Raw genomic sequence first — 23,035 nt, forward strand, 5'->3', positions numbered from 1 at the left:
GGTGCGCTCGGGGGAGATCGAGGCGGCGGTGGTTCCTATCGAGAACTCCGTGGAGGGCGGGGTGTCGGCCACGCTGGATGAGCTCATCAACGGTTCGCCGCTCATGATTCGTCGAGAGATCTTGGTGCCGGTGTCGTTTGGGCTGTACGTGCGTCCGGGCACGACGCTCGCCGACGTGCGGCACGTGCTCACGCACGGGCATGCGGCGGCGCAGTGTCGTCGATTCCTGTCGGGGTTGCGTGACGCGACGGTCACCGAGGCGGGTTCGACGGCGGGCGCGGCGAAAGAGGTAGCCAGAGAGGATTCGCGGCACGACGCAGCGGTGTGTGCGCGCGTGGCCGGGCAGCTGTACGGACTGCAGGAATTGGCGTGGCAGATCGAGGACAACTCCGGAGCCGTGACGCGCTTCGTCGAGGTATGTCAGGCAGGCGAGGTGCCCATGCGCACCGGCGCTGACAAGACCACCCTCGTTGCATTCATGGACGAGGACCGCTCCGGTGCGCTGCTGGAGATTCTGGAGCAATTCAAGGTGCGGGGTGTAAACCTCACCCGCATCGAGTCGCGTCCGACGAAGACCTCACTCGGCTCATACTGTTTTTCCATCGACGCCGAAGGCCACATCGCTGACCAGCGCGTCGCTGAGACTCTTGAAGGACTCGCGCGGATCTGTCCGCGCCTGTATTTCCTCGGCTCCTACCCGCGCGCCGACGGGCGCGCCCCGAAACTGGACGACCGTTTCTCCGACGAGTCGTTCACCGAGGCTGAGCGCTGGCTCGGGTCCGTGTCTCCTGGGCGGTGATGGGCTGCGCCTTCACCGCCCCCCTCGCATAAGGAATGAGGGATTCCACCGTTTTCGGTGGAATCCCTCATTCCTTATCAACGAAGCGCTCTTCCAACCGGGTTTCGATACGCGGCCTTCGTCCGCTACTCAACCATCGGGGGTGGGGTGGCCGCCTACACAACCACCGGGTCGGGGTTTCCCTGATCCCGCTCACTCCACTGTTTAGCGTCGTGGTGACGCATAAGAGTATTCGAGACGGTTGGCAGCTGGATTGAGCTTGCCCCCGCCGCGCAGGTGATCTAAGAGATGCACGTTGCCCTCCTTGGAGAATGCCAAGCCCGCCGGATGGTGTGGCGCATCGACATATTCTGATCGGGTGACGGGCCCATCGATGTTGCCGGTAAAGAGCCGGCCTTGACCGATCGCCCCGATGTAACCATCAGGCGAAGCGGCAGCGTACATCTTGGTGCGGTTGGTGTCGTGGCGAGCGACCACGCCTTTTCCTATCTGGGCAACGATCAGTGCATCCGCATGCCCGACGAATCGGCGTCCAGGCGCTGGCGCCCACCCATATGGTGAGGATGGGAGATCTGCGACGGTGCCCGCCTCGGTCAGTTGCCGAGCGTCGTAGCCAAAGCACGCGGTAGGCGTTGAAGCCCACAGCACTCCGTCACTCAGTTCGAGCCGGACGAGGTTCTTGGCCGAGATGTTCGCGGTGGCAACCGGTTGACGTTGTGCAACGTCCCACAGGGCCAGCTGTTGATCGTCGCCGAGCGTCGCAAAGTGTGACTCATCGATAGTCGCCATAGCGACGACGTGCGCACCGCCGTGCCCAGCCAGTACCTCGCCGGGGCAACCGTCGGTCCAGCGCTGGATGCGACCGTCGCACAGTGGCACCACAATGTCCTTGCCCAGCACTGCATAGGCCGTCGTCGAAGCGGTTCGGACCGCGAGCAAGTGGGAGGGGTGACCGCGCTCATCCCATTCGACCAACCCGCCGTGGTACCACGCGACCGCGCCGCGAGGGGACATGCGCAGTGGGCCGTGCCAATCAATGCGAGCCATGTTCTGGTCGTCACTGACCGGGGAGCTACCAGGCGAGCACGGATCGCCGACCCAATCGAAGGAGTAGCTATCCAGCGTGACGCACTCCGTCGCAGGTGAGCCGGACGCAGTCGGGGCCGGTGACGGTGTGGGCGTAGGCGATGGGGAGCAGCCCGAGACCGCGCCGATGAGAGGGACGACAATCGCCGCGCGTCGTGGAATGCTCATAGGTACCTCTCCTTGAACGCCTCATACGTGAGGTTGTCGACGAAGTGTCTGCCAGTGTGTGGGGATTTGAATCTTGGCACGCTCCCTTTTCATTTTGCCAGAGCCACCCGTAATCGATAGGCGGCCCCCGGCCACCAGTCGCATAAGGAATGAGGGATTCCACCGTTTTCGGTGGAATCCCTCATTCCTTATCAATAATGCGCTCTTCCAGCGTGGTTTCGATACGCGGGCGGCGCCCGCTACTCAACCATCGGCTGGGGTGGATCGCCACCTACGGCAGCGCCAGTTGCACGGCCTCGGGGCGCACCTGGAACGTGACGTCGGTGACGTCTCCGACGACGTCGCCGTCGATCTGGCACGCCCCGCCCTCGGGCACCTCGAGGCGCAGCCGGCTGCCGGTGTAGCGCGCGATGTTGGGCCCGTCGCCGGCCTCGAACAGCACATCGCTGATCATCTGCGCCATGTCGAGCCGCGTACTGGGCGTGGCTACGAGCACGTCGAGCACGCCGTCGCGGGCGCTCGCCTCAGGCATCAGCGACACACCCTTCTCAAGCTCGCCGACGTTGCCGACCGACACCAGCGACGCATCCACCTCCACCGGCGGCTGCTCATCGACGGTGAGCCGCACGCGCATCGGTTTGGCATCGAGGTGTCGAGCGCCGGCCAACACGTACGCCACCACCCCGACGGCCTTCTTGAGGTCTTCGTCGGTGTCGTTCATGATGTTCGCGTCGATACCCACGCCGGCGAGCACCGCGGCGAACTGCACACCGTCGGGCAGTTGCACCTCGATGAGATCAATCGCGGTGGCGGGCTTCTCCAGCCCCAGCCGCAGGGCCTGCTCCACATCGAGCGGGATGCCCAGGTTCTTCGCCAGCAGATTGCCGGTGCCCGACGGGAGGATGGCCACCTTCTGCCCGGTGTCGGCGAACTCTCCCAACACCACGCGCACTGTACCGTCGCCGCCCGCGACGAGCACCACGTCGACATCGGCGTCGAGCGCCCGACGCGCCATGGCAACGCCCGGGTCGTCGGCCTCGGTGGGCAGCCACACGACGCGCTCGTAGCCGTAGTCTTCGAGGGTCTGTTGCACGAGCCCGCGGAAGGTTTCGAGCCCGACGATCTTGACGGGGTTGTAAATGACCGCCGCGGCCAGATCGTCGCCACGCATCGACCTGCGCACCACATGCACGTCGGCCAGGAGATTGGCGAGGCTCGCCGCGAACCCACCCAGCAATGCGCCGCCCACAACGTCGGTCACCTGATGCGCGCCCATCCACAGCCGATCCACCGCGACGACAAGCACCGCAGCCGCACCCGCAACCACGCCCGGCCACAGCCGTCGGCGCATCGTCGAGTGCAACGTCACCACCATGACGGCGCCCGCCGTCCACATCGCCACGTGCACCGACGGGTACCCGAACCCCTGCTGCGTGATGGCCCCCGCGAACGGCGACGACGGGCGCGCCCTGCCGACGCTGTGGCGCATCAAGGTGGTGAGGCTCAGCGTCAACACGAACGCCAGCAGCACCGCACCCGAGGCGGTGTAAAACCGGCGCCTGGACATCCACCACGCCACCCCCGCCGTGATGACGAGCAGCACCGGCCACGCAGTCACGCCCGCCACAATGGTGAGCACCTGGCCCAGGTTCGACGTCGGCACCGGCGGAGCCACCCGCCACCACCCGTCGACGGCCCCGGGCAGCCATGCAGTCCACAACGCGAAGGCGAGCGCCAGCAAGGTGGCGGACGCGAGCGTGAAACCGCTTCGTCGAAGTTGCCGCATGGGCACAGCGTACCGAAGGCTGGCGCTCGGCGCGGGAGCTCGATTGCAAGTAGGGTGGGCTCATGATTGATCCCAAGCTGCTCCGCTCAGACCCCGACCGCATTCGCCGCTCGCAGGAAGCCCGCGGCGAGTCCGTCGAACTCGTGGACGAGCTGGTGGCAGCTGACGACGCGCGCCGCACGTCGATTGCCCGCTTTGAGGAGCTTCGCGCGCAGCAAAAGGCCGCTGGCAAAGACGTCGCCAAGGCAAAGGGCGACGAGAAGGCCGCGCTGCTGGCGAGCGTCAAGCAGCTCGCCGCCGATGTGAAAACCGCCGAGGGCGCGGTGAGCGAGGCCGAGGAGCGCTTCACCGAGCTCATCAAGAGCGTCGGCAACATCGTCCTCGACGGAGTCCCTCGCGGCGGTGAGGACGACGGCGAAGTGCTCGACACCGTCGGCACACCTCGAGACTTCGCCGCCGAAGGCTTCGAGCCCAAAGACCACCTGGAGCTCGGCGAGGCGCTCGGCGCCATCGACATGGAGCGCGGCACCAAAATCTCCGGCTCGCGGTTCTACGTGCTCACCGGCGTGGGCGCACAGCTCGAGCTGGCGCTGCTCAACCTCGCCATGAGCAAAGCCCTTGAATGGGGCTTCACGCCCATGCTCCCGCCCGCGCTGGTGAAGCCGTCGGCAATGGACGGCACCGGTTTCCTCGGCCAGGCCGCCGACGACGTCTACCACCTCGAGCGCGACGACATGTACCTGGTTGGCACCTCCGAGGTGGCGCTGGCCGCCTACCACTCGGGCGAAATCCTCGACGACCTGCCCAAGCAGTACGCCGCCTACTCGCCGTGCTTCCGCCGCGAGGCCGGCTCCTACGGCAAAGACACGCGCGGCATTTTCCGCGTCCACTGGTTCGACAAAGTGGAGATGTTCGTCCACTGCGACCCGGCCGACGCCGAAGCATGGCACCAGAAGCTGCTTGGCTGGGAGCGCGAATTCCTGGAGCTGCTCGAGATTCCCTACCAGGTGCTCGACGTGGCCTCCGGCGACCTCGGCCTCTCCGCCGCCCGCAAATTCGACTGCTACGCCTGGCTACCCACGCAGCAGCGGTACCGCGAGGTGACGTCGACATCGAACTGCACCGACTTCCAGGCCCGCCGCCTCGGCATCCGCGGACGATTCGACGACGGCGTGAAACCCATCGCGACGTTGAACGGCACCCTGTGCGCCATGACCCGTATCATCATCATGCTGCTCGAGAACCACCAGCAAGCCGACGGGTCGGTGCGCGTGCCGGAGGCGCTCCGCCCCTTCCTCGGCGGCATGGAGGCTCTCGTCCCCACCACGAAGTAGCTCCTCACTAGGGTGTTTACCGTGCGTTCAAGTTTGTAGCAGGCGACGTTTGCCGCCCGCTGGCATGGTGGATCGAAGGATTCCTGAGAGGAGAAGGCAACGATGACCTTCACGCCCAAGATGGTGGCGCTCGACATCGACGGCACGCTCGTCGACTCGGCCGGCAATATGCCCGACGAGGTGCACGCGGCGGTGAACCGCGTCGCGGAGCAGGTGCCGGTGGTGCTCGCCACCGGACGTGGCTGGCTCGCAACGCACCCTATTTTCGACATGCTCGGTTTGCCTCCCGGCTGGGCCGTCTCCTCGAACGGCGCCGTGCTCGTGCGCAATCCGCCGTTCGAGCTGGTGCATGAGGTGCTCTTCGACCCGGCAGAGACCATCCGGCGCGTCTCCGAACTGCTCCCCAACGCCCGCATCTGCGTGGAACGCAACCTCGTGCGGTACGCGTCGCAGCCCTTCCCGGCAGGCGAAATAGAGGGGGAAGTGCACATCGTCGGGATCGACGAACTCATGTCGAAGCCGGTGTCGCGCCTCATCATTCGCCAGCCCGAGGCCGATGGCGACAACATCTTCGGCGAACTCATCTCGGAGCTGGGCATGCACGACGTGTCGTACTTCGTCGGGTGGTCTGCCTGGCTCGACATCGCGCCCAAGGGTATTCACAAAGCCACCGCGCTGCAGCGCGTGTGCGACGAGATGGGCGTCGAGGCGCGCGATGTGCTCGCGCTCGGCGACGGCTACAACGACATCGAGATGCTCCAATGGGCAGGCCGTGGCGTTGCGATGGGGGAGGCTCCCGACGAGGTTCGGGCCGCCGCCGACGCGGTCACCGCTGGTTTCGCGGAACTCGGCACCGTCGCAGAGCTCGACCGCTGGTTCGGCGGCCCCGCCGCGCGCCGTCGGCAGCGTTAACGTGGCCCGCGTCCGCGCGCTGACGACAGCCGAACACGCGGCGGCCTCCGGCACCATGACGGCTCCGAGCCAGAAACTTCAAAATCCGTACGCAGATTAACTGAAGGGCCCTTTTTCGGGGCCTTAGCTTCATCTGCGTACGGATTTTGAAGTTTTCCGGTTGTAGCCAACGGGTGGTTGGAGGTGTGGGGTTAGGATCGGGGCATGCGCGGAATTATTCTCGCGGGCGGCTCCGGCACACGCCTCCACCCGATCACCAAGGCCATTTCTAAGCAGCTCGTGCCTGTCTACGACAAGCCGATGATCTACTACCCACTCTCGACGCTGCTCGCGTCGGGCATTCGAGATGTGATGGTGATCACTACCCCGTTTGATGCGCCGCAGTTTGAACGTCTGCTGGGGGACGGGTCGCAGTTTGGAATCAGCATCACGTATGCGCAGCAGCCTGAGCCGAAGGGGTTGGCGCAGGCGTTCACGATCGGCGCGGACTTCATCGGCAGCGACCATGTCACCCTTGTCCTGGGCGACAACATTTTCGCCGGCCCTGGTCTTGGGCGGATGTTGCGTTCGCTGGGCGAACGTGAGGGCGCGACGGTGTTCGGCTACCGCGTCGCCAACCCGGAGGCGTACGGGGTTGTTGAGTTCGATAACAATGGTGTGGTCACCTCCATCGAGGAGAAACCTGCCCAGCCGAAGTCGCACTACGCCGTGCCCGGCCTGTACTTCTACGACAACCAGGTGGTCGGGATCGCGCGCGGGCTCGAACCGTCAGCGCGTGGAGAGTATGAGATCACCGACATCAACCGCCACTACCTCGATAAGGGGCAGTTGCGCGTCGAGATCCTCTCTCGCGGCACGGCCTGGCTCGATACCGGCACCTTCGATTCCCTCAATGACGCCAACGACTTCGTGCGCACTCTCCAGGCCCGCCAAGGGCTACAAGTAGGCTGCCCAGAGGAAGTAGCTTGGCGCATGGGTTTCCTCTCTGACGACGACCTTGCTCAACGCGCACAACAACTCGCGAAATCCGGCTACGGCAACTATCTCCTCGATCTCCTGGCCGACAACACCAACAAGCCAGCCAACTCATAAGGCAACCCACCAACTCCACACCATCAGCACGCGCGGCAACTCACGAGCGGGGTCCCACTGCGACGACGACGTGGCCGGCGCGTGCAATGAGGTGACGGATGACGTGGCTGCGGGTCGCAACGGTTGCATCTGTAGAAGGCAATCGATGAGGGGTGTGAATACAGCAGTGGCGGGTGCCCTGCTGGGGGAACCCGCCACTGAACGAAGTGGGATGGATAATCAGGCGGCGACGCGTTGGCTGGTGGCGCGCAGCGCCTTCGCGGTGGCGAGCACCTGCTCTGGGCTGGGCAGGACGGGGGCTACCGGCTCCTCCGGAACGGTGTTTTCGAGCTCGATCCGTCGGAGGTGACGCTTCACAGTCGAGACGGAGCAGCCGATCTTCTGCGCGATGACGCTGAGCGGCTCGTCAGGGTTGGCCTGACGCAGGCGGTGGATTTCGTGGCGATCAAACTGGCGGCCCGAGTTGACGCCGGCGTAGATGTCGATGTTCTCGTTGCTGATCTGGACGCCGAGACGGGCACGGATCTCCTGACGCTGACGCTTCGTGGTGCCGGCGACGAAGCCGGTGACCTCGTGCTTCACCACCGCGTCGGAGAGGCACTGCGCGAGCATCGGGCAGTTTGCGCACAGGCGCGCAGCCTGGCTGCGAAGCATGGCCTGTTCCCGACGCTCGACGCGCGTGCTGGGAGTGGCTCCCTCTTCCAGAAGCGGGTGCAGGAAGACATTGGAAGCGTTCACGCAGGGCGCAAGCTGGTCGGTCATGGCGTTCTCCTCATCTCTCCGCCGGGGTAGCCCGACGGCCTCACACTTCGATGATGACAGGAAAACGAGGAGCCAAACCTCGAATCATGTGGGCGTCACTACGGGTTTTGGTTGAGTACGAGGTTCGGTAGGTGCTGGGTATAGGTACTCAGGAGTTCATCTTGCGAAATGGGCACCATCCATCAGGGACCATCGTCTGACAAGGGGTTTCGCACCCAATCATCCGACCGCTGAAAAGCAGTCGTTCACCATTCAATGCAGCGACACTAGTACTCAGTCGGGTCATTCCGACCATTCGCTGGCACCTATGAGTAGTTGCCTGACGAGAACCCTCAACGCAAACGCTAGCCAACGAGAGGGTCACTATCCGGTGAGAGTGGCGTTCTGCCAAAAAACTACTTCTTTGAGTAGTACTTCTCCATCTCGTCATCACGCAGGGCCTGCCCGAGTTGAGACAGGCGTTCTTCATCGACTCTGACGTACGACTGCCTGTCCACCGACCTGCCGAAGCCCGCCCACGGCGCGCTGTAGGAGCGGATATTCGACGAGCCCTCGAAACCAAGACTCATCGCGAGCTTGGTAATCCGGTCGTTGGTGAGGGCATCGTCGACGGTGAAACTCGGCCCAATCGCGGTGACGGCCTCGCGGAACTTGATCGGGTCGGCCAGCACCCCACGCGAGGTGAGCTTGTCGAACACTGCCAGTGTCACGTCCCGCTGACGCTCCTGGCGGTCGAACTCGCCGTTTGCCAGCTTGTAGCGCTGCCCGACGTACCAGCGCGCGTCCTCGCCGGTGGCGAGCGTCACCTCACCCTTGGGCCACGAGTGCCCGCCCCACGAGGAAGCCTGCTTGTTGTAGACTGTCACACCGCCGACGGCGTCGATCGCTTTCTTAAACCCCTCGAAGTCTGTGATCGCCACATGGTCGATGTGGATGCCAAGCAATTGCTGCACCGTCTGCACAGCCAGCGGAGCGCCACCCCACGAGTAGGCGGCATTGATTTTGGCCACCCTCTTACCTGGAATGTTGACCCAGTAGTCACGCGGGATAGAGATGAGGTGGACACTCTTGCGATCACCTGAAATATGCGCGAGGATCAGCGCGTCGGAACGGCCACGGTCGGCACCGCGGGAGTCGGAGCCGATGATGAGAATGTTGACCGGCGCGTTGTCTTCGCCCGGCTTGGCGGCCTTGCCGGATGGCGGAGACCACGTCTCGCTGGGCGGCAGGAGGTCCTTCGAGCGGTTGATCGAGTTGAGCGCATCGTTCAGCGCCTTGCCGTACCAGGCCAATACCCCGATCGCCAGCAGCAGCACCACACCCAACAGTGCGAGCGTGATGGTGAGTGCGCGACGATTCTTCTTGCGCCCCGCGGCGCGACGCGGCGTGTTGTCGTCCGTTTCCCGCAGACCGTCGTCGTCCAAGACACTGTCGCTCATTGCAGCGCTCCCATCATGGTTCTTCCGAGCACCTTGGCGATCACGTCGAGATGCGAGTCAATGATACGCGCAGTCTCCTCGGCCACAGAATCACCGCGCCCGTAGGGATCGTGCACGGAGTCGCCGCGCTCGACGGTGCGATGCGCCCACAGGTAGGGGGCCACGTCCTCGGGGCGGGCAGAGTCTGGCAGGTGCTGCAACTCCCGGGCCATATGCCCAATCAGGAACGTCTTCATCGCCGCCTGCGGCCATTCCTCAAGGATGTAGTTGCGGTGCCGTTCGCTCATCGCGATGATGAGGTTCGCTCCCTCGACGAGGTCACGGGTGATCTGCTTCGCGCTGTGGTTTGAACCGTCATTGGGATCGGTGAGGTGTCGCGCCATCGGTGGGTCGACGGGCTGCCCGACGAGCGCCTGCGTGCCGGCGGAATTGACAACGATCCCGGGCAGCCCGAGGTGACGCATGCGACGGTCGGCATAGGCAGATCGGCAGATGTTCGCCGTGCAGACAAACAACAGCCTCAATTCACGCAAGGCCTCGACCTGTTGCGCTTCCTCTGGTGTCTCCTCGACGACAGCCTTCCGCTCCACCTTGGCGGCGGGGGTTTTATCGGTCATCAGAACACCGGCCTCGACGAGGGCCTGCAGAAACTGCACGGTGCCGGTGCGGACCTCGTCTTCGGGTGCATCCCAGCGGTTGAGGGCCTCGGCCACCGGGTCGAGCCCGGCCACCACGTCGAGGTAGATCACGCAGCCAGTGCCACCGATCATCATAGGCTCGCCTGCGGGCAGTGACATCACGTGGATCGTGTCGGTTTTTGGATCGTGAACCCAGGCGGTGTCCGGGTGTACGCGGTAGCTGCTCATCGGGGATCCTCCTGCTCCGGATGGAAAGTGTCGTGGTGGGTGACATTCTCGTCGACGGCGCGATGCATCCGCCGCAGCCACGCCTTCCACACCTCGGTAGGGGTGGGGCGTCGTCCAAGGTCCATGGCAAGGCGGTCGGTGTTGACCAGCACGGAGCGCACGACGAGTTTCGCTGCGTCAACGGGGCCGCGGGCGGCTTTGAGGCGGGCGCGCCATTCGGCGGAGCGCACGACGTGGTCACCGCTCGAGAACTGCTTCCAGAGCTCGTAGTGGCGGTCATCGCGGTACTGTTCAAGTTCGCCGATGGCCGCCGCGAGGGGCAGTTCGGCGTCGAATTCGCGCGCCACCTGGCGGGTGCGGGAGCGCACCTCGTCGTCGGGGCGGTGCCAGGCGGCCTCGACGTCGGCTACCCCCGGGTCTCCGCTCCGGGCCGCGTGCAGCAGCAGGACGAGCCGCTGGTGCTCCAGGCTCGGCACGTAGCAGATGCGGTGCCCGAGCTGGATTGCGGTGCGATCGTGCCAGAAGCGGTCGAAGGCGTCGTTGGGGCGCAACCCGATGCCCGGAAAGGAGCGGTGGATGTCGGCGTAGCCGAGCTTGTCATGCCACACGCAGGCCGCGTGCCCGAACGGGGAGCCCGTCTCGAACGACGCCACACGCCGCCAGCCCTGCTTCATCAGGCTTTGCATCACGCGACGTGCCCGGCGCGGCTCGACGAGCACGTCGGCGTCGGTGGAGGAGCGGGCCACAGGCTGTCCGTCTTCAAGTTGCAGCAGCTCGGTGTGCAACGCAGGCCCCTTGATGTGCAGGGCTCGCGCGCCCTCTACCTCGCACACGAACTGGATGGCCGCATGCGTGAGCTGCAGCCGCTCGGGCGTCGGGATCACGGCACCTCCCGCAGCGCCTTCACGTCGATCAGGGAGCGCACAGCAGCGAGCGTGGCCTCCTCTATCGTCCTTCCCGGGGGTGCTCCGAACGCCTCCAAGCAGTGGGCGGCAAGCTCGTCGATGGTGCGCGGGGTGCTGCACAACCACAGGATGTCGACGGTCACCACGCTGCCGCGCACGAGGCGGTCGTCGACGAGCATGAGCGCGTCGGTGCCCTCCTCGAGCACGTCCAGAAGCTCCCCATTCGTTTGGTAACGCACGTCAGACCGTCCCCAATCGTGCTTCGACGAGTGGCTCCAGCGTCTCCCACTCGGAATATGTCCAGCGCTGGACGCCGTCGACGAGGTCAATGACGTTCGCGACGGCGTGCAGCGGCTCGGGCAAGCGGTGGATGGACGACGACTGCGGCACCAACTCTTCGATGGCGGTGAGCAGCGGCAGGTCTTCCACCGTCACGTCGGTGGCCTCCGGGTCTCGATGCAGCAGCACCAGCCCGACGAGGAGTGGCTCGGCCCCGATGCTCGCCAGGCCCAGCTCGTCGGGGGAGCGCTCGGCCTTGTAGTAGCGCCCCGCGCCCACGACGGACAGCGGCTTGGGATAGGGGGCGACGTCGCCGTCGGCGTTGACGCAGAGCGTCTCGTCAGTGACGTAGGAGTAGCGCTTCGACAGGCCTATCGTCAGCGTCGTCTTCCCCGTGCCGCCGGCGGCGGCGAAGGCGAGCGCCTTGCCGGTGACGGGGTGCGCGACGCACCCGGCGTGCAGGAGGAGCCGACGACCGATCCGGCGGGCGAGCAGGGCGCGGGTGATCGTCTGGGTGGCGGAGGTGAGCAGGGCCTCGATGTCGTGTGCGACGACGGTGTACTCGTCGTCGGGCTGGGGTTCGTCGAGGGTGTTCGCTGCGAACGCTTGGTCGAGGGTGCTCGCAGTGGGCTCCGCGTCGTTGGTGAGCTGCAGTCGCACAGTGGTTTCGGGGGCCTCATCTGGGCGTAGCGTGACGGGGTTCACCAGGCAGCGCGCCCACACGCGCCGGAGCTCGTCGGCCAGCAGCGCGTCCTGCTCTGGGCCTAGTGCACCGTCGGTGACAATGAGCTCTGCCAGGACGCCGATGCCGCGGATGAGGAGCGAGGCGCTCATGACAGCTCCGAGCAGTAGTGCTCTAGGGCGTCGAAGGCATCGTCGGGAGTGAAGCCCGTGGCGCGCAATTGGTCGAGGCGGAAAGCGCTGTGCAGTGGGCGGGGCGCGACGCTTTCCTTGCCCGCGGTGTATTCCTCCTGGGTGACGGGCGTGACGTCGTCAGGGTTGCGGCCGCGAAGCTCGAAGACGCGGCGGGCGATGTCGTACCAGCTCGTGACGGGGCCAAGATTGGAGACGTTGACCACCCCCTGCACGTCATGCTCGACAAGATGCACCAGGGCGCTTGCCAGCGTCGACGTGAAAGTGAGGCGCCCGGTGGCGTCGGCGATGACGGTGGGGGACACGCCTCGGTCGGCCAGGTCTGCCATGGTGCGGACGAAGTTGGGGCCTTCTCCCACCACCCAGCTCGTGCGGGCGATGAGGTGGCGCGGGGCGCCCATCGCGGCCAGGTCGCCGGCGGCCTTCGTCTGCCCATACACCCCCAGTGGACTGAGCGGCTCGTCCTCCGGGTGCTCTTCTGCGGATCCGTCGAAGACGTAGTCGGAGGAGACATGCACCAGCAGGAAGTCGTCGCGGCGGGCAGCCGCGGCCAGTCGCGCGACGGCGGTGGCGTTGACGGCCCACGCCCGACGGTGACCCTCCGGTGTCTCGGCGGCGTCGACGGCGGTGTAGGCGGCGGCGTTGATGACCACGTCGAAGCCCGAGAAGTCGTAGGCCTCGATCGCGGCCGGATCTTCCAGATTCAGCGCGTCACGGCGAAGCGCCGTCGCCTCCGGCAACAACCGCTGGAGTTCGGTGCCGAGCTGCCCGTCGGCGCCCAGAATCAGCACCTCGCGGGAGGCGAGGGGGGCCGTCGCTCGGGGGCGCATGGGGGTTACGTCGGCCAGCCGCGGATGGGCGCGGTCGGCGTCGGAGATTTCCGCTTGCTCAGCGGGGATGGGCCAGTCGATGGCGACGGTGTCGTCGAAGAGATTGAGGTAGGTGTATTTTGAGCGCGCCTCGGGAGACCAGTGGTCGTTGACGAGGTAGGAGTAGACGGTTCCGTCTTCGAGCGCCTGGTAGGAGTTGCCCACCCCGTAGGGCACGAACACGGCTGTCTCGGGGCCCATCTCGACGGTGAACACTCGGCCGAACCCGTCGCCTTCGCGCAGATCCACCCAGGCGCCGAAGATGCGTCCGGTGGCGCAGGAGACGAGCTTGTCCCACGGCTCGGCGTGGATGCCGCGGGTGGCTCCGGCGTGGGCGTTGAACGACATGTTGTTCTGCACCGGGCCGAAGTCGGGCAGGCCGAGGGCGAGCATCTTCTCGCGCTGCCAATTTTCCTTGAACCAGCCGCGAGCATCGCCGTGCACGGGGAGGTGTAGCACGAGCAGGCCGTCGATGGGGGTGCGCTCCACCCGCAACTGCGTCATTGCGTACCTTCCCTCGAGTTCCTCATGTCAGCCTGGAGTATACCGTTGGGATAAGGATTGTCACTGCGCATGCCAGGGAGTGCGTCAGTAGAATGCGTCCCATGTCTCCACTCGTGCTCGCACCCCTCATTGTTGCCGTTGTTCTCGCGGTGAGCGGAATCGCAAAGGTGCGCCAACCGGAGGATGTCGCGAGCGCGTTCAGCGCGCTGCGCCTGCCGCGCTGGCTGGATCGCTCGTGCTTCCGGCTCGCGCTGCCCTGGGCAGAGTTGGCGTTGGCAGTGGCGCTGCTCGTGCTGCCTGGAGTGGCGGGGGTGATCGTCGCGGTGGCGGCACTAGCGCTGATGCTCGCCTACACCGTCGTCATTGGGCGGGCGCTCACCTTCGGCTACCCCGTGGATTGCAATTGCTTCGGGCGGCTCGGCATGGGTGAGGTGACCCGTCGCACGCTCGCCCGCAACGTGCTGCTCACCCTCGTTGCGGGCGTGGGTGTGGCCTACGCGGTCGCGGTTGGACGCATGCCTTTGGGCTATGTAGTCACCGGCGGGCCCAGCGTGTGGGGCTGGGTGTTGGGCGCAGGCGTGGCGGCGCTGGTGGCGACGCTGGTCGTTGGGGGACGCCCGACGGGCATGTCCGGCCCCGTCGTGGGCGAGGTTGCGGAGGTAGCACGAGACGGCGGGGAGCTCGACTACGTGCGGCACCCGACGCCGCCGGCGGCGGTCATCACCGCCACGGGTGTGACCTACTCGGTGCGGGAGCTGGCGAGGACGCAGGCGCAGCTGCTGGTGTTCACCTCTCCAAGCTGCGGCTCCTGCAAGCCGGTCAGCGAACGGATGGGGCAGATGCGGGAGAAGCTCGGGCCAGTGGCGCTGCGCGAGGTGTACACGATGGAGGTTGAGCGAGGGCTGGAGCTGGAGGAGAAGGGCGACATCGCCCCCATCGAGCACGCCCTGTTCGACCCGCACCGGATGCTGCGCACCGCGCTCGAGGTAGGCGGAACCCCGGCAGCCGTGCTGCTCGGCACCGACGATCTCCTGGCCGGAGGCCCGGTGGTGGGGACGAGTAGCGTTCTGGAGTTTATCGAGGACGTAGCCGCCGAGATTGCCGCAGCGCTACCGCCAGAGGGCGAACAACCCCAAGCCGGTGACGAACCGCAGAATCAGTAGGCGCCAGAGCCGAGGAGCACGACGCGCACCGTGCGCAGGAGAATGGCGATGTCTTGCAGCATGGACCAGTTGTCGACGTAGTAGAGGTCGAGTCGAACGGTCTCGTCCCAGTCGAGGTCGGAGCGGCCGGAAACCTGCCACAGTCCGGTGATGCCGGGGCGCACGTCGAGGCGACGCAGCACGTGGCTCTTGTAGGTCTGCACTTCGCTGGGTAGTGCGGGGCGGGGGCCGACGAGGCTCATGTCGCCGAAGAGAACGTTGAAGAACTGCGGGAACTCGTCGAGGCTGTAGCGGCGGATGAAGCCACCGACGCGGGTGATGCGCGGGTCGTCTTCCATCTTGAACAGTGCGCCGTCGGCTTCATTCTTCGCCATGAGTTCGGCCTTCAGCTCCTCGGCATTGACCACCATGGAGCGGAACTTCAGGCACTCGAACTCCTTGCCCTTGGTACCCACGCGCACCTGCCGGAACAAGATGGGGCCGCCGTCGTCGAGCTTGATGGCCAGTGCCACGGCCAGCATGATGGGCCAAGACAGGAGGATGGCCACGCTTGCACCGAATATGTCGAAGACCCGTTTCGTCCAAGCGGTGGCTCGGGCTGCGGTGGGGCGCTCGACGTGCACCAGCGGGATGCCGGCGACGGGGCGGACCGTCATGCGGCTAGCGGAGATGTCGGTGAGGGCCGGCACGACGATGGTCTGCGCGTCCACGTCTTCCAGGGCGCGCGCGAGACGGTTGAAGTCGTGGGCGCGGCTGAAGGAGCCCTCCGCGAAGACCACGGCGTCAGCTTGGGAGGCTTCGATGGCGGTAACTGCGTCGCGTGGTGTGCCCAGCACAGGCAAGCCTCCCGGGGCCTCCATGCCTTGCTCATGGTTGCGCATGAGGAGCCCTACAGGGCGGTATCCCAGCCAGCGGTTGCGCTCGATGACTCGTAGCAGATCGTCGACGTGGCTTTGCTCGCCTGCCACCAGCACTCGCGTGTTGAACTTCCCGGAGCTCAGGGCCACGTGAAGTACCCGGCGCATTACCCAGCGGCCCAAGAGTAGTAGCGGGATGCCGATGGAGAACAGGAAGATGAAGAAGCCGCGGGAGAGCGGGTAGTCGAAGAGGTAGGCAGTCACCCCGAGCAGCGCCGCAACTAGGAGCGACATGTTGAGTACCCGCTTGAACTCCTGTGGCCCTGAGCCGAGCCATCGGCGCTCGTAGGTGCCAGCCAGAGCAAACAGGGCGAGCCAGGCAGGAATGAGGCCGGCTGCAATGGGTGCGACGAGCTGGTCGACGTCGCGACCTTCGTTCCTGAACCCGGGCACTGCCTGGCGCAGGTAGATGGCTGTAAACGTCACGATGACGAGCAGAACCAGATCTACGAGTGCCAGCCACAGTGCGGGTACGAACAGCTTTCTACGTCTGCGAACTCGAGCCATACGCTGCGGCGACCTCTTCTGAGCACCCACTGCTCTTCTCAACTACGCGGCCCAGTGTAATGGCCTGCGCAATGGGGGTGTCAATTGGTGTCTGGGTACGCTAAAATCCGCCTGAGGAGGGGCTTGCATTTCCAACAGGCGCAGGTCTGACCTTAGACTCTGCATGAGGCCAAGTTAGGGAGTGTGTTTCGATGACGGTGATTGACGTCGTTCGCTTGCTGCGCAAACAGTGGTTGCTGATTCTGGTAGCAGGCGCGATGGGTGTCGCTGGGGCAGCAGGATGGCTCTTTCTGCAGCCCGTGGTGTATGAGGCTCGTGCCACCGGGTATCTCATCGCTGCGGTGCCCTCGGGGGGAAGCGCCTACGACGCTCAGGCGACAACCACTTTCGCTGCCCAGCGGGTGCAGCAGTACATGCCGCTCATTGAAACCAAAGCCGTGGCGGATGAGATGGCGAAGGTGCTGCAGGAGCGCTCGCCAGGCGTGACGCCAGCCAAAATCTCAGCCGAGATCGTCGCCGGCTCGAACATTCTTGAGGTGCGCTCCCCCGGCAGGAACCCAGCGGAGGCGCAGGCGAGGGCCAACGCGGCGCTGCAGGCTATCGCGAACGTGATCCATCGCATGGAGACCATCCAGCCCTCCGCTGCGAAGGCCAATGAGGTTGGCAGCTTGGATGGCCTCCCGCAAGATGGTCAGCCAAGCGTGGCGCTCGTGAACTTCGAACCAGCCAATCTGCCCACCACGCCTGTCTCTCCCAATTGGCAACGTGGGTTGCTGCTTGGGGCCGGGCTGGGGTTGGTCGTCGGTGCGCTCGTTGCCGTCTTGCGCCGTACGCTGGATGCGCGCGTTCGTACTTCGAAGGAAGTGGAGGAGTACGCCAAGACCAGCGTGCTCGGTGTCATTCCTCAAACTGGCGAACTGAAGAAGCAGCGCAACAATGAAGCGCTGCAGGCGGAAACCGGCATGGCGTCGGAAGCGCTCAGGAAGCTGCGGACGAACCTCCGGTTTACGAGCCTCGACGATCCCCCTCGCTCCTTCGTGATCACCTCCCCTAACCCGGGCGAGGGCAAGTCGACGGTAGCTGCCAACCTGGCCAGAGTGCTTGCCGAGGCAGGGCATCAGGTGGTTCTCATCGACGCCGACCTTCGGCGCCCCATGCAGGCCGCGGCCTTCCACTTGGATAGCCACCTCGGGCTCACCCAGGTGCTCACGGGCGACGTCAGGCTTGAAGATGCCCTGCAGCAATCAGCTCAGCCCAACCTGAGGGTGCTCACGGCCGGCCGGATTCCTCCGAACCCCAGCGAAGTCACAGGTTCTCAGGTGATGGCCGACATCATCCAGACGCTGGAGATTGACAACATTGTCATCATCGATGCGCCTCCGCTGTTGCCAGTCACCGACGCCGCCGTGCTCACCGCGGCTTCAGACGGCGCCCTCCTCGTGGTTCGCGTGGGTAAGACGTACAAAGAGCAGGTGCACGTTGCGGCGAAGATCCTCGAACAAGTGCAGGGCAAACTGCTGGGAGCCGTGCTCAATGGCGCCACCAAGAAGACGATGGGGGAGGTTGTGTACGGTTACGGTAAGGGCTACGGGTACGGGGCAAGCTACTACACCTCGTACGAAGGTGGCGGTAAGCGCCGGGGCAAGAAGAAGGCCATCTCGCAACGTCCCGAGAGTGCAGTGAGCCCGGTTTCGGTGGAGCCGTACTCAGTGTCGCAGCCGCAGGCGACTCCCACGCGGGCTCGGCACGGCTGACCTCGGTTCGTCTTGTGAGGTCTTCGGTATGGCGACGATCTGGTGATATGACGATCACAGCCTCGCCCGGCCGAGTTCGGAATATACCGAAGTGGGGCGGCTAGACTGACAGCGTCGTCCCTCAGCACACGGAAGAGTGTCTCTTATGTCTACTACCCTCGTCACCGGCGGGGCCGGTTTCATCGGCAGCAACTACGTGCGTTATCTGATGGAGCACACCGACGATCAGGTGGTGGTGCTCGACGCCATGACCTACGCGGCTAACGAGGCATCGCTCGCCGGGCTTCCCGAGGGCAGGGTGCGGCTGGTGCGGGGTGATGTCGCCGACCCGGAGGTGGTCGAGGATGTGGTGCGCGGGGCGGATGTCGTCGTGCATTTTGCCGCGGAATCTCACAACGACAACTCGCTTTCAGACCCGTCGCCGTTCATCCGCACCAACCTGGTGGGTACCTTCAACCTCCTGGAGGCCGTGCGTCGCCACGACGTGCGCTACCACCACATCTCCACCGACGAGGTGTACGGCGATCTGGAACTCGACGACCCGGAGCGCTTCGTCGAAACCACGCCGTACCGCCCGTCGAGCCCGTACTCGGCGTCGAAGGCCGGCTCCGACCACCTCGTGCGTGCGTGGGTGCGCTCGTTCGGGGTGCGGGCCACCATCTCCAACTGCTCCAACAACTACGGGCCGAGGCAGCACGTCGAGAAGTTCATTCCACGCCAGATCACGAACCTCATCGACGGGGTGCACCCCAGGTTGTATGGGGCCGGGCTCAACGTGCGCGACTGGATTCACGTCGACGACCACAACTCGGCTGTGCTCGCCATCGTCGAACGTGGCCGCATTGGCGAGACGTACCTGATCGGTGCCGATGGGGAGATGAACAACAAGTCTGTGATCCAGATGATTTTGCGGCTGATGGGTGAGGACGAGAATGCGTTCGAGCACGTCCATGACCGCCCCGGCCATGATCTGCGCTACGCGATCGATGCAACTCTGTTGCGCACCGAGCTTGGGTGGGAACCGAGCTACAAGGATTTTGAGGATGGGCTTTCGGCCACCATCGACTGGTACCGCGCCAACGAAGATTGGTGGCGGCCTATGAAGGCTGCGACGGAGGCGAAGTACGCGAAGACTGGCCAGTAGGTGGCAGACGCAGCTGCTGCTGCCACCGCCTAAACGTTGGCGGCTGGGTGTTGGTGCCCGCCGTGGGCAACCGCCGCTTCGCGTGCCTGTGCAGGTGCAGGCAGCCTCACGCTCACCCCAGTAGCCTGTGCTCCGAGCAACTGATGAAGCTTAGGTGGAGACGGGTGAATAAAGCCGCTTGTCGGGGCGAGGTTGCAAGGACAATGACAAAGTTGGAGTACGTTGGGGCGTTGTGCTAGCGTACGAAGTGACCTTCAGACCTAGTATAGTAGGGGGCTTTGCCAGATGGCTGAGTTTGACAAGGCGGTGCGCCGCCGGACAGTAGTTCAGGGAATGGCGTGGTCGGTGCCGGCAGTAGTGGCAGCCAACCACCTTCCCGCCTTCGCAGCGAGCGCCTGCATTGATCACGCCGAATCATGGGGCGGTCACTTCACTGCATCGCATCTTCAGTCCACCCGCATCCCGCTGCCTGGCACCAAGATCACCAATGATTCGATCTACGCGGGCAATCTTGACGGCGATGTCATTAGAACAGACCGTCTCCCGGAGGTCTATCGGCAGTACCCGTGGGTGGATAACTTTGCGGTCATATCGCAGAGTGGCGATGCCACCGACGGCAGCATCTTGAAGCTCACCTTCCCTCAGCCCGCGTACTGTGTTGAGTTCCTTCTTCACGACATCGACTCCCAGCGCTCCGGCCCCAGAGACTTGTATCAAGACTCGGTCACGGTGACGGCTGACGGCGGCGTTGTCAACGCGGTAGCATTCAATGCCCAGCATCTTCGGATCAAAAACAACGATTCATCGAGCGTCACCGTTGAGAGCCCCCACGAACTGTCGTCGCTCTCCAGCCGGTATGAATGGGATATGTACAAGTCAACCAATGGCACGGCGGCAATTAGCATCGTTGGCCCCATCAACGGGCTATCCATTCAGTACCGGAATGTGAGCCCGTATCTGAATCGCGGCAGTCGCCATAACTACCAGCAGATGGCTGTGAGCAACATCAAATACTCCATCAACCGGTGTGACTGCGGCGCTAACTAGCGCTCAGGGCTGTCCGAGCGCGTCGCTCTCGGGCACCCGAACATGGTTCTGAGTTCACTGCTGGAACAGTAGTGAACTGAAGATGGTAGCGACCGAGCCCCCTTACGTGGCTCGGTCGCTTTCTTCTGCCCGCTGCCCACCGACTCGATGTGGCTATTGCGCACCGGTTGCTTCTGTTTCAAGGGGAATGTGCTTCAGGCGGGTGCGGATGCCGACCCGATGATTTCCCTGGTGTCGGGGCACGCACGAGCCACGCGATTATGCCTGCCTGAGCCAACAAAGCCGCTTGCCAGGGCGGGTACTCAAGAAGTGAACCACAAGTTGGAGCGGGCTGAAGAGTTGTGCTAGCGTTCGAAGCGATCTTCAGACCTAATAGAAAGTTTTGCTTAGATGACTGAGTTTGATAAGTCGGTGCGCCGCCGGACAGTGGTCCAAGGAATGGCGTGGTCGGTGCCCGCCGTGGTGGCAGCCAGCCAACTTCCCGCCTTCGCGGCGAGTGCCTGCATTGACGAGGCCGAATCATGGGGTGGAAATTTCTCCGCAAAGCATGTTCAAGCCACCCGTGTGCCGCTGCCCGGCACCCAGATCACCAAGGATAGTTTCTACGCGGGCAGCCTTGACGGAGAAATCCTTAATGCGGGCAAGTACCCGGCAATTTTCCGGCAGTATCCCTGGGTGAAGAACCTGGCGGTGGTAGCTCAGAACGGCGATACCTCCCAGGGCACTCTGTTGAAGATCAAGTTTCCTCAGCCCGCGTACTGCGTTGAGTTCCTGCTGCATGATATCGACTCGAAGCACTCCGGGCCCCGTGACCGGCATCAAGACTCAGTCACTGTGACTGCCAAGAACGGCGTTGTCAACGCGACGGTGTTTAATCAAGAGCATCTTCGAGTGCTCAACAACGGCTCATCGAGTGTCACCGTTGAGAGCCCTCACGTCATTAATTCGCTTTTCTCCAAGCAGTATGACTGGGATATGTACACCGAGACGAAGGGTACTGCGGCAATTAGCATCGTCGGCCCGATCACCGAGCTCTGCATGCACTTCAAGGATGTTACCCCGGGCCTGGATACGGGTAGCCGCCACAACTACCAGCAGATCGCCGTGAGCAACATCAAGTACTCCATCAACAAGTGTGATTGCTGAACCTAGTGCGTCTAGGCGGCCCGAGCGTGTTACCCTTGGGCGCCTGATAACGTTTCCGGATGCGCTGGCACAATAGGCAGCTGGAGATTGTAGCGACCGAGCTCACCCGCGTAGCTCGGTCGCTTTACTCCGTTTGCAACGGCCACGCAGATGCCCCGCTTCGCTCAGGCGCTGCCAGCAGCTCTATGCTGAATCCGAGAAACAGGTAGGGGAGACCAGTTGTGACACAGTCGGGAGCAGCGAAGGCTGGCCTCTACACACTGACGGGCACTGCGGTGCATATGCTCGTGCAAATCGCCGGGCTGGTGATCCTCGCCCGCGTGCTTCAACCTGCAGAATTCGGGGTGTACGCCGTCGCGATGACCGTCATTGGCATCACGACGCTGTTCCAAGATCTGGGGTTGTCCACCGCCGCGGTACAGGCAAAGGAACTGCCGACGCAGGTACGGACTAACCTCTGGTGGATCAATGCCAGCGTGGGGGGCGGGCTGGCGCTGCTCACTGTAGCCCTCGCGCCGTTAGCCGCGTGGTTCTACCGCGAGCCAGCGGTGCAGACCGTCCTTTATGTGATGGCGCCAACACTGCTCCTGGCAGGCTTTTCTGCTCAGTATCGAGCCAGCCTCATGCGTTCGATGCGCTATGGCATCCTGGCGATCATCGACACCACTGCGGCAGTGGTTGGGATGACCCTCTCCCTCTTGCTTGCCTTCAGCGGCGGAGGCGTGTTGGCTCTGACCGTTCCGCAAGTGGTGACTGGCGTAGGTACCTTGACCGCCGTCGTGTGGGCCGCGAAATGGTTTCCAGGCCGCGCCAGACGGGGCTTCGGCACTCGGAAGCTGCTGCGATTTGGCGTCGCCTATTTCCTCACAGGTCTGTTGACCTATGCTCATCGAAACCTGGACGTGGTGTTGCTCGGCCGCCTGTACAGCAAGGCTGTGGTAGGGGGTTTCAACCGCGCTTCCCAAATCACGAGAGCCCCGCTGAGTATGCTCTCCAATCCCTTCGCGCGCGTTGCGCTTTCAACCATGGCGCCCGTGCAAGACGACACCAAGGCGCTCGCCTCCCTGGCTCGAAAAGGCCAGATCATGTTGAATGTTCCCATCGCTTTCGTCGCGGGGGGGCTGGCCGCGGCTGCCGGTCCTCTGGTGGAGCTGGCGCTCGGCAACGGCTGGGGCGCATCGGTGCCGTTCGTTCGTTTGATCGCAGCCTCCGAAGCATTTGCTCTCATGGGGTCTGTCGCTGGGTGGATCCTCACAAGCTGCGGACGCGGCAGGACGCTCATCCATCTGTCAGCGATTTCCTTGGCAACCAAGGCCGTCTTGGTCGGAATCGGCACGCTCTGGGGCGCCTACGGCATTGTCGCAGGGGTAGCGATCTCACACGTGATCCTCTGGCCGTTCTCCTTGTACTGGGCGGGCCGCGTTACGGGAGTGCGCACCAAGGAGTTGCTAGCCAGTTCCACTATGCAAGCGGCTATCGGCACCGTGAGTGCCCTCGGTGCCTGGGGTGTGGCCTCCATGTTCGTTGGTTGGCTGCCCGCACTGGCACAGCTGGTGGTGATCGGCGTCCTGCTCCTGTGCTTCCACGGCGTTGCGATGTGGCTGTGCCCAGGCTATCGAGCCGACGTGCGTTTCGCGGTGAACGGTGTTCGGTCTGCGTTGAAACGATCGTGAATCGTCGCCT

General features: G+C 64.2%; 20 protein-coding genes. 10 read left to right on the top strand and 10 right to left on the bottom strand.

The genetic code is table 11. The features are described 5' to 3' along the window. Position 1 precedes the first annotated feature (1 nt). The gene (pheA, locus tag Q0X61_RS06470) at positions 2 to 799 is read left to right on the top strand and encodes a prephenate dehydratase (RefSeq protein ID WP_297741489.1); all 798 of its coding nucleotides are present in this window, start codon (positions 2 to 4) and stop codon (positions 797 to 799) included. Positions 800 to 1,003: 204 nt separating this feature from the next. Here pheA and Q0X61_RS06475 read toward each other — a convergent pair whose 3' ends face one another. Then, positions 1,004 to 2,053, bottom strand: a complete 1,050-nt coding sequence (locus tag Q0X61_RS06475; protein WP_297741491.1) for a hypothetical protein — start codon at positions 2,051 to 2,053, stop codon at positions 1,004 to 1,006. Between the two features lie 271 nt (positions 2,054 to 2,324). Beyond that, positions 2,325 to 3,839, bottom strand: coding sequence for a diacylglycerol kinase family protein (locus Q0X61_RS06480; protein WP_297741493.1), 1,515 nt, complete (start codon positions 3,837 to 3,839; stop codon positions 2,325 to 2,327). 62 nt (positions 3,840 to 3,901) lie between these two features. Between Q0X61_RS06480 and serS the strand changes: the two genes are divergently transcribed. The 3 genes from serS to rfbA all read left to right on the top strand — a co-directional run bounded on the left by serS (position 3,902) and on the right by rfbA (position 7,177). Further along, entirely contained in the window at positions 3,902 to 5,173 is a 1,272-nt protein-coding gene (serS, locus tag Q0X61_RS06485; RefSeq protein ID WP_297741495.1) for a serine--tRNA ligase, read from the top strand. Positions 5,174 to 5,293: 120 nt separating this feature from the next. Next, positions 5,294 to 6,085: an HAD family hydrolase gene (locus Q0X61_RS06490; protein WP_297741549.1), complete on the top strand. Its 792-nt coding sequence runs from the start codon at positions 5,294 to 5,296 to the stop codon at positions 6,083 to 6,085. Positions 6,086 to 6,289: 204 nt separating this feature from the next. Further along, positions 6,290 to 7,177 (top strand): glucose-1-phosphate thymidylyltransferase RfbA, encoded by an 888-nt coding sequence (gene rfbA / locus Q0X61_RS06495; RefSeq protein ID WP_297741497.1) that lies wholly within the window; start codon positions 6,290 to 6,292, stop codon positions 7,175 to 7,177. Between the two features lie 219 nt (positions 7,178 to 7,396). Here rfbA and Q0X61_RS06500 read toward each other — a convergent pair whose 3' ends face one another. The 7 genes from Q0X61_RS06500 to Q0X61_RS06530 form a co-directional block, all read right to left on the bottom strand. Next, positions 7,397 to 7,939, bottom strand: a complete 543-nt coding sequence (locus Q0X61_RS06500) for a WhiB family transcriptional regulator (RefSeq protein WP_297741499.1) — start codon at positions 7,937 to 7,939, stop codon at positions 7,397 to 7,399. Positions 7,940 to 8,334: 395 nt separating this feature from the next. Next, the gene (locus Q0X61_RS06505; RefSeq protein WP_297741501.1) at positions 8,335 to 9,378 is read right to left on the bottom strand and encodes an LCP family protein; all 1,044 of its coding nucleotides are present in this window, start codon (positions 9,376 to 9,378) and stop codon (positions 8,335 to 8,337) included. Next, positions 9,375 to 10,244 carry a hypothetical protein gene (locus Q0X61_RS06510; RefSeq protein ID WP_297741503.1) on the bottom strand — a complete coding sequence of 290 codons (870 nt, stop codon included), beginning with the start codon at positions 10,242 to 10,244 and terminating at the stop codon, positions 9,375 to 9,377. Before Q0X61_RS06510 ends, Q0X61_RS06505 begins: the two co-directional genes overlap by 4 nt. After that, on the bottom strand, positions 10,241 to 11,128 hold the full coding sequence (locus Q0X61_RS06515) for a nucleotidyltransferase family protein (protein WP_297741505.1): 888 nt from the start codon (positions 11,126 to 11,128) through the stop codon (positions 10,241 to 10,243). Before Q0X61_RS06515 ends, Q0X61_RS06510 begins: the two co-directional genes overlap by 4 nt. Further along, the gene (locus Q0X61_RS06520) at positions 11,125 to 11,388 is read right to left on the bottom strand and encodes a hypothetical protein (RefSeq protein WP_297741507.1); all 264 of its coding nucleotides are present in this window, start codon (positions 11,386 to 11,388) and stop codon (positions 11,125 to 11,127) included. The genes Q0X61_RS06515 and Q0X61_RS06520 overlap by 4 nt, the downstream gene beginning before the upstream one ends. Before the next feature lies 1 nt (position 11,389). Beyond that, on the bottom strand, positions 11,390 to 12,262 hold the full coding sequence (locus Q0X61_RS06525; RefSeq protein ID WP_297741509.1) for a hypothetical protein: 873 nt from the start codon (positions 12,260 to 12,262) through the stop codon (positions 11,390 to 11,392). Further along, entirely contained in the window at positions 12,259 to 13,674 is a 1,416-nt protein-coding gene (locus Q0X61_RS06530) for a bifunctional dTDP-4-dehydrorhamnose 3,5-epimerase family protein/NAD(P)-dependent oxidoreductase (RefSeq protein WP_297741511.1), read from the bottom strand. The genes Q0X61_RS06525 and Q0X61_RS06530 overlap by 4 nt, the downstream gene beginning before the upstream one ends. Before the next feature lie 101 nt (positions 13,675 to 13,775). Between Q0X61_RS06530 and Q0X61_RS06535 the strand changes: the two genes are divergently transcribed. Beyond that, on the top strand, positions 13,776 to 14,837 hold the full coding sequence (locus Q0X61_RS06535; protein WP_297741513.1) for a MauE/DoxX family redox-associated membrane protein: 1,062 nt from the start codon (positions 13,776 to 13,778) through the stop codon (positions 14,835 to 14,837). Here Q0X61_RS06535 and Q0X61_RS06540 read toward each other — a convergent pair. Continuing rightward, positions 14,831 to 16,180: a sugar transferase gene (locus Q0X61_RS06540; protein ID WP_297741515.1), complete on the bottom strand. Its 1,350-nt coding sequence runs from the start codon at positions 16,178 to 16,180 to the stop codon at positions 14,831 to 14,833. The genes Q0X61_RS06535 and Q0X61_RS06540 overlap by 7 nt on opposite strands. Before the next feature lie 272 nt (positions 16,181 to 16,452). Between Q0X61_RS06540 and Q0X61_RS06545 the strand changes: the two genes are divergently transcribed. From Q0X61_RS06545 to Q0X61_RS06565, 5 genes are all read left to right on the top strand, one after another. Further along, the gene (locus Q0X61_RS06545) at positions 16,453 to 18,015 is read left to right on the top strand and encodes a CpsD/CapB family tyrosine-protein kinase (RefSeq protein ID WP_297741517.1); all 1,563 of its coding nucleotides are present in this window, start codon (positions 16,453 to 16,455) and stop codon (positions 18,013 to 18,015) included. Positions 18,016 to 18,160: 145 nt separating this feature from the next. Next, positions 18,161 to 19,159 (top strand): dTDP-glucose 4,6-dehydratase, encoded by a 999-nt coding sequence (rfbB, locus tag Q0X61_RS06550; RefSeq protein ID WP_297741519.1) that lies wholly within the window; start codon positions 18,161 to 18,163, stop codon positions 19,157 to 19,159. A 285-nt stretch (positions 19,160 to 19,444) separates the two neighbouring features. Beyond that, complete coding sequence (locus tag Q0X61_RS06555) at positions 19,445 to 20,206, top strand: hypothetical protein (RefSeq protein WP_297741521.1); 762 nt, start codon at positions 19,445 to 19,447, stop codon at positions 20,204 to 20,206. A gap of 390 nt (positions 20,207 to 20,596) precedes the next feature. Next, entirely contained in the window at positions 20,597 to 21,352 is a 756-nt protein-coding gene (locus Q0X61_RS06560; protein ID WP_297741523.1) for a hypothetical protein, read from the top strand. Between the two features lie 221 nt (positions 21,353 to 21,573). Continuing rightward, positions 21,574 to 23,025: a lipopolysaccharide biosynthesis protein gene (locus Q0X61_RS06565; RefSeq protein WP_297741524.1), complete on the top strand. Its 1,452-nt coding sequence runs from the start codon at positions 21,574 to 21,576 to the stop codon at positions 23,023 to 23,025. Positions 23,026 to 23,035: the final 10 nt, after the last annotated feature.

The sequence above is a fragment of the uncultured Tessaracoccus sp. genome, from assembly GCF_947255005.1.
GTDB lineage: Bacteria > Actinomycetota > Actinomycetes > Propionibacteriales > Propionibacteriaceae > Arachnia.

Excerpts from the sequence above, each read along its gene's own strand:
- Q0X61_RS06490 (WP_297741549.1), top strand. The coding sequence starts at position 5,294 with ATGGTGGCGCTCGACATCGACGGCACGCTCGTCGACTCGGCCGGCAAT.
- Q0X61_RS06555 (WP_297741521.1), top strand. The coding sequence starts at position 19,445 with ATGGCTGAGTTTGACAAGGCGGTGCGCCGCCGGACAGTAGTTCAGGGA.
- serS (WP_297741495.1), top strand. The coding sequence starts at position 3,902 with ATGATTGATCCCAAGCTGCTCCGCTCAGACCCCGACCGCATTCGCCGC.
- Q0X61_RS06525 (WP_297741509.1), bottom strand. The coding sequence starts at position 12,262 with ATGAGCGCCTCGCTCCTCATCCGCGGCATCGGCGTCCTGGCAGAGCTC.
- Q0X61_RS06530 (WP_297741511.1), bottom strand. The coding sequence starts at position 13,674 with ATGACGCAGTTGCGGGTGGAGCGCACCCCCATCGACGGCCTGCTCGTG.
- Q0X61_RS06500 (WP_297741499.1), bottom strand. The coding sequence starts at position 7,939 with ATGACCGACCAGCTTGCGCCCTGCGTGAACGCTTCCAATGTCTTCCTG.
- rfbB (WP_297741519.1), top strand. The coding sequence starts at position 18,161 with ATGTCTACTACCCTCGTCACCGGCGGGGCCGGTTTCATCGGCAGCAAC.
- Q0X61_RS06560 (WP_297741523.1), top strand. The coding sequence starts at position 20,597 with ATGACTGAGTTTGATAAGTCGGTGCGCCGCCGGACAGTGGTCCAAGGA.
- Q0X61_RS06545 (WP_297741517.1), top strand. The coding sequence starts at position 16,453 with ATGACGGTGATTGACGTCGTTCGCTTGCTGCGCAAACAGTGGTTGCTG.
- Q0X61_RS06475 (WP_297741491.1), bottom strand. The coding sequence starts at position 2,053 with ATGAGCATTCCACGACGCGCGGCGATTGTCGTCCCTCTCATCGGCGCG.
- Q0X61_RS06535 (WP_297741513.1), top strand. The coding sequence starts at position 13,776 with ATGTCTCCACTCGTGCTCGCACCCCTCATTGTTGCCGTTGTTCTCGCG.
- Q0X61_RS06480 (WP_297741493.1), bottom strand. The coding sequence starts at position 3,839 with ATGCGGCAACTTCGACGAAGCGGTTTCACGCTCGCGTCCGCCACCTTG.
- rfbA (WP_297741497.1), top strand. The coding sequence starts at position 6,290 with ATGCGCGGAATTATTCTCGCGGGCGGCTCCGGCACACGCCTCCACCCG.
- Q0X61_RS06510 (WP_297741503.1), bottom strand. The coding sequence starts at position 10,244 with ATGAGCAGCTACCGCGTACACCCGGACACCGCCTGGGTTCACGATCCA.
- Q0X61_RS06505 (WP_297741501.1), bottom strand. The coding sequence starts at position 9,378 with ATGAGCGACAGTGTCTTGGACGACGACGGTCTGCGGGAAACGGACGAC.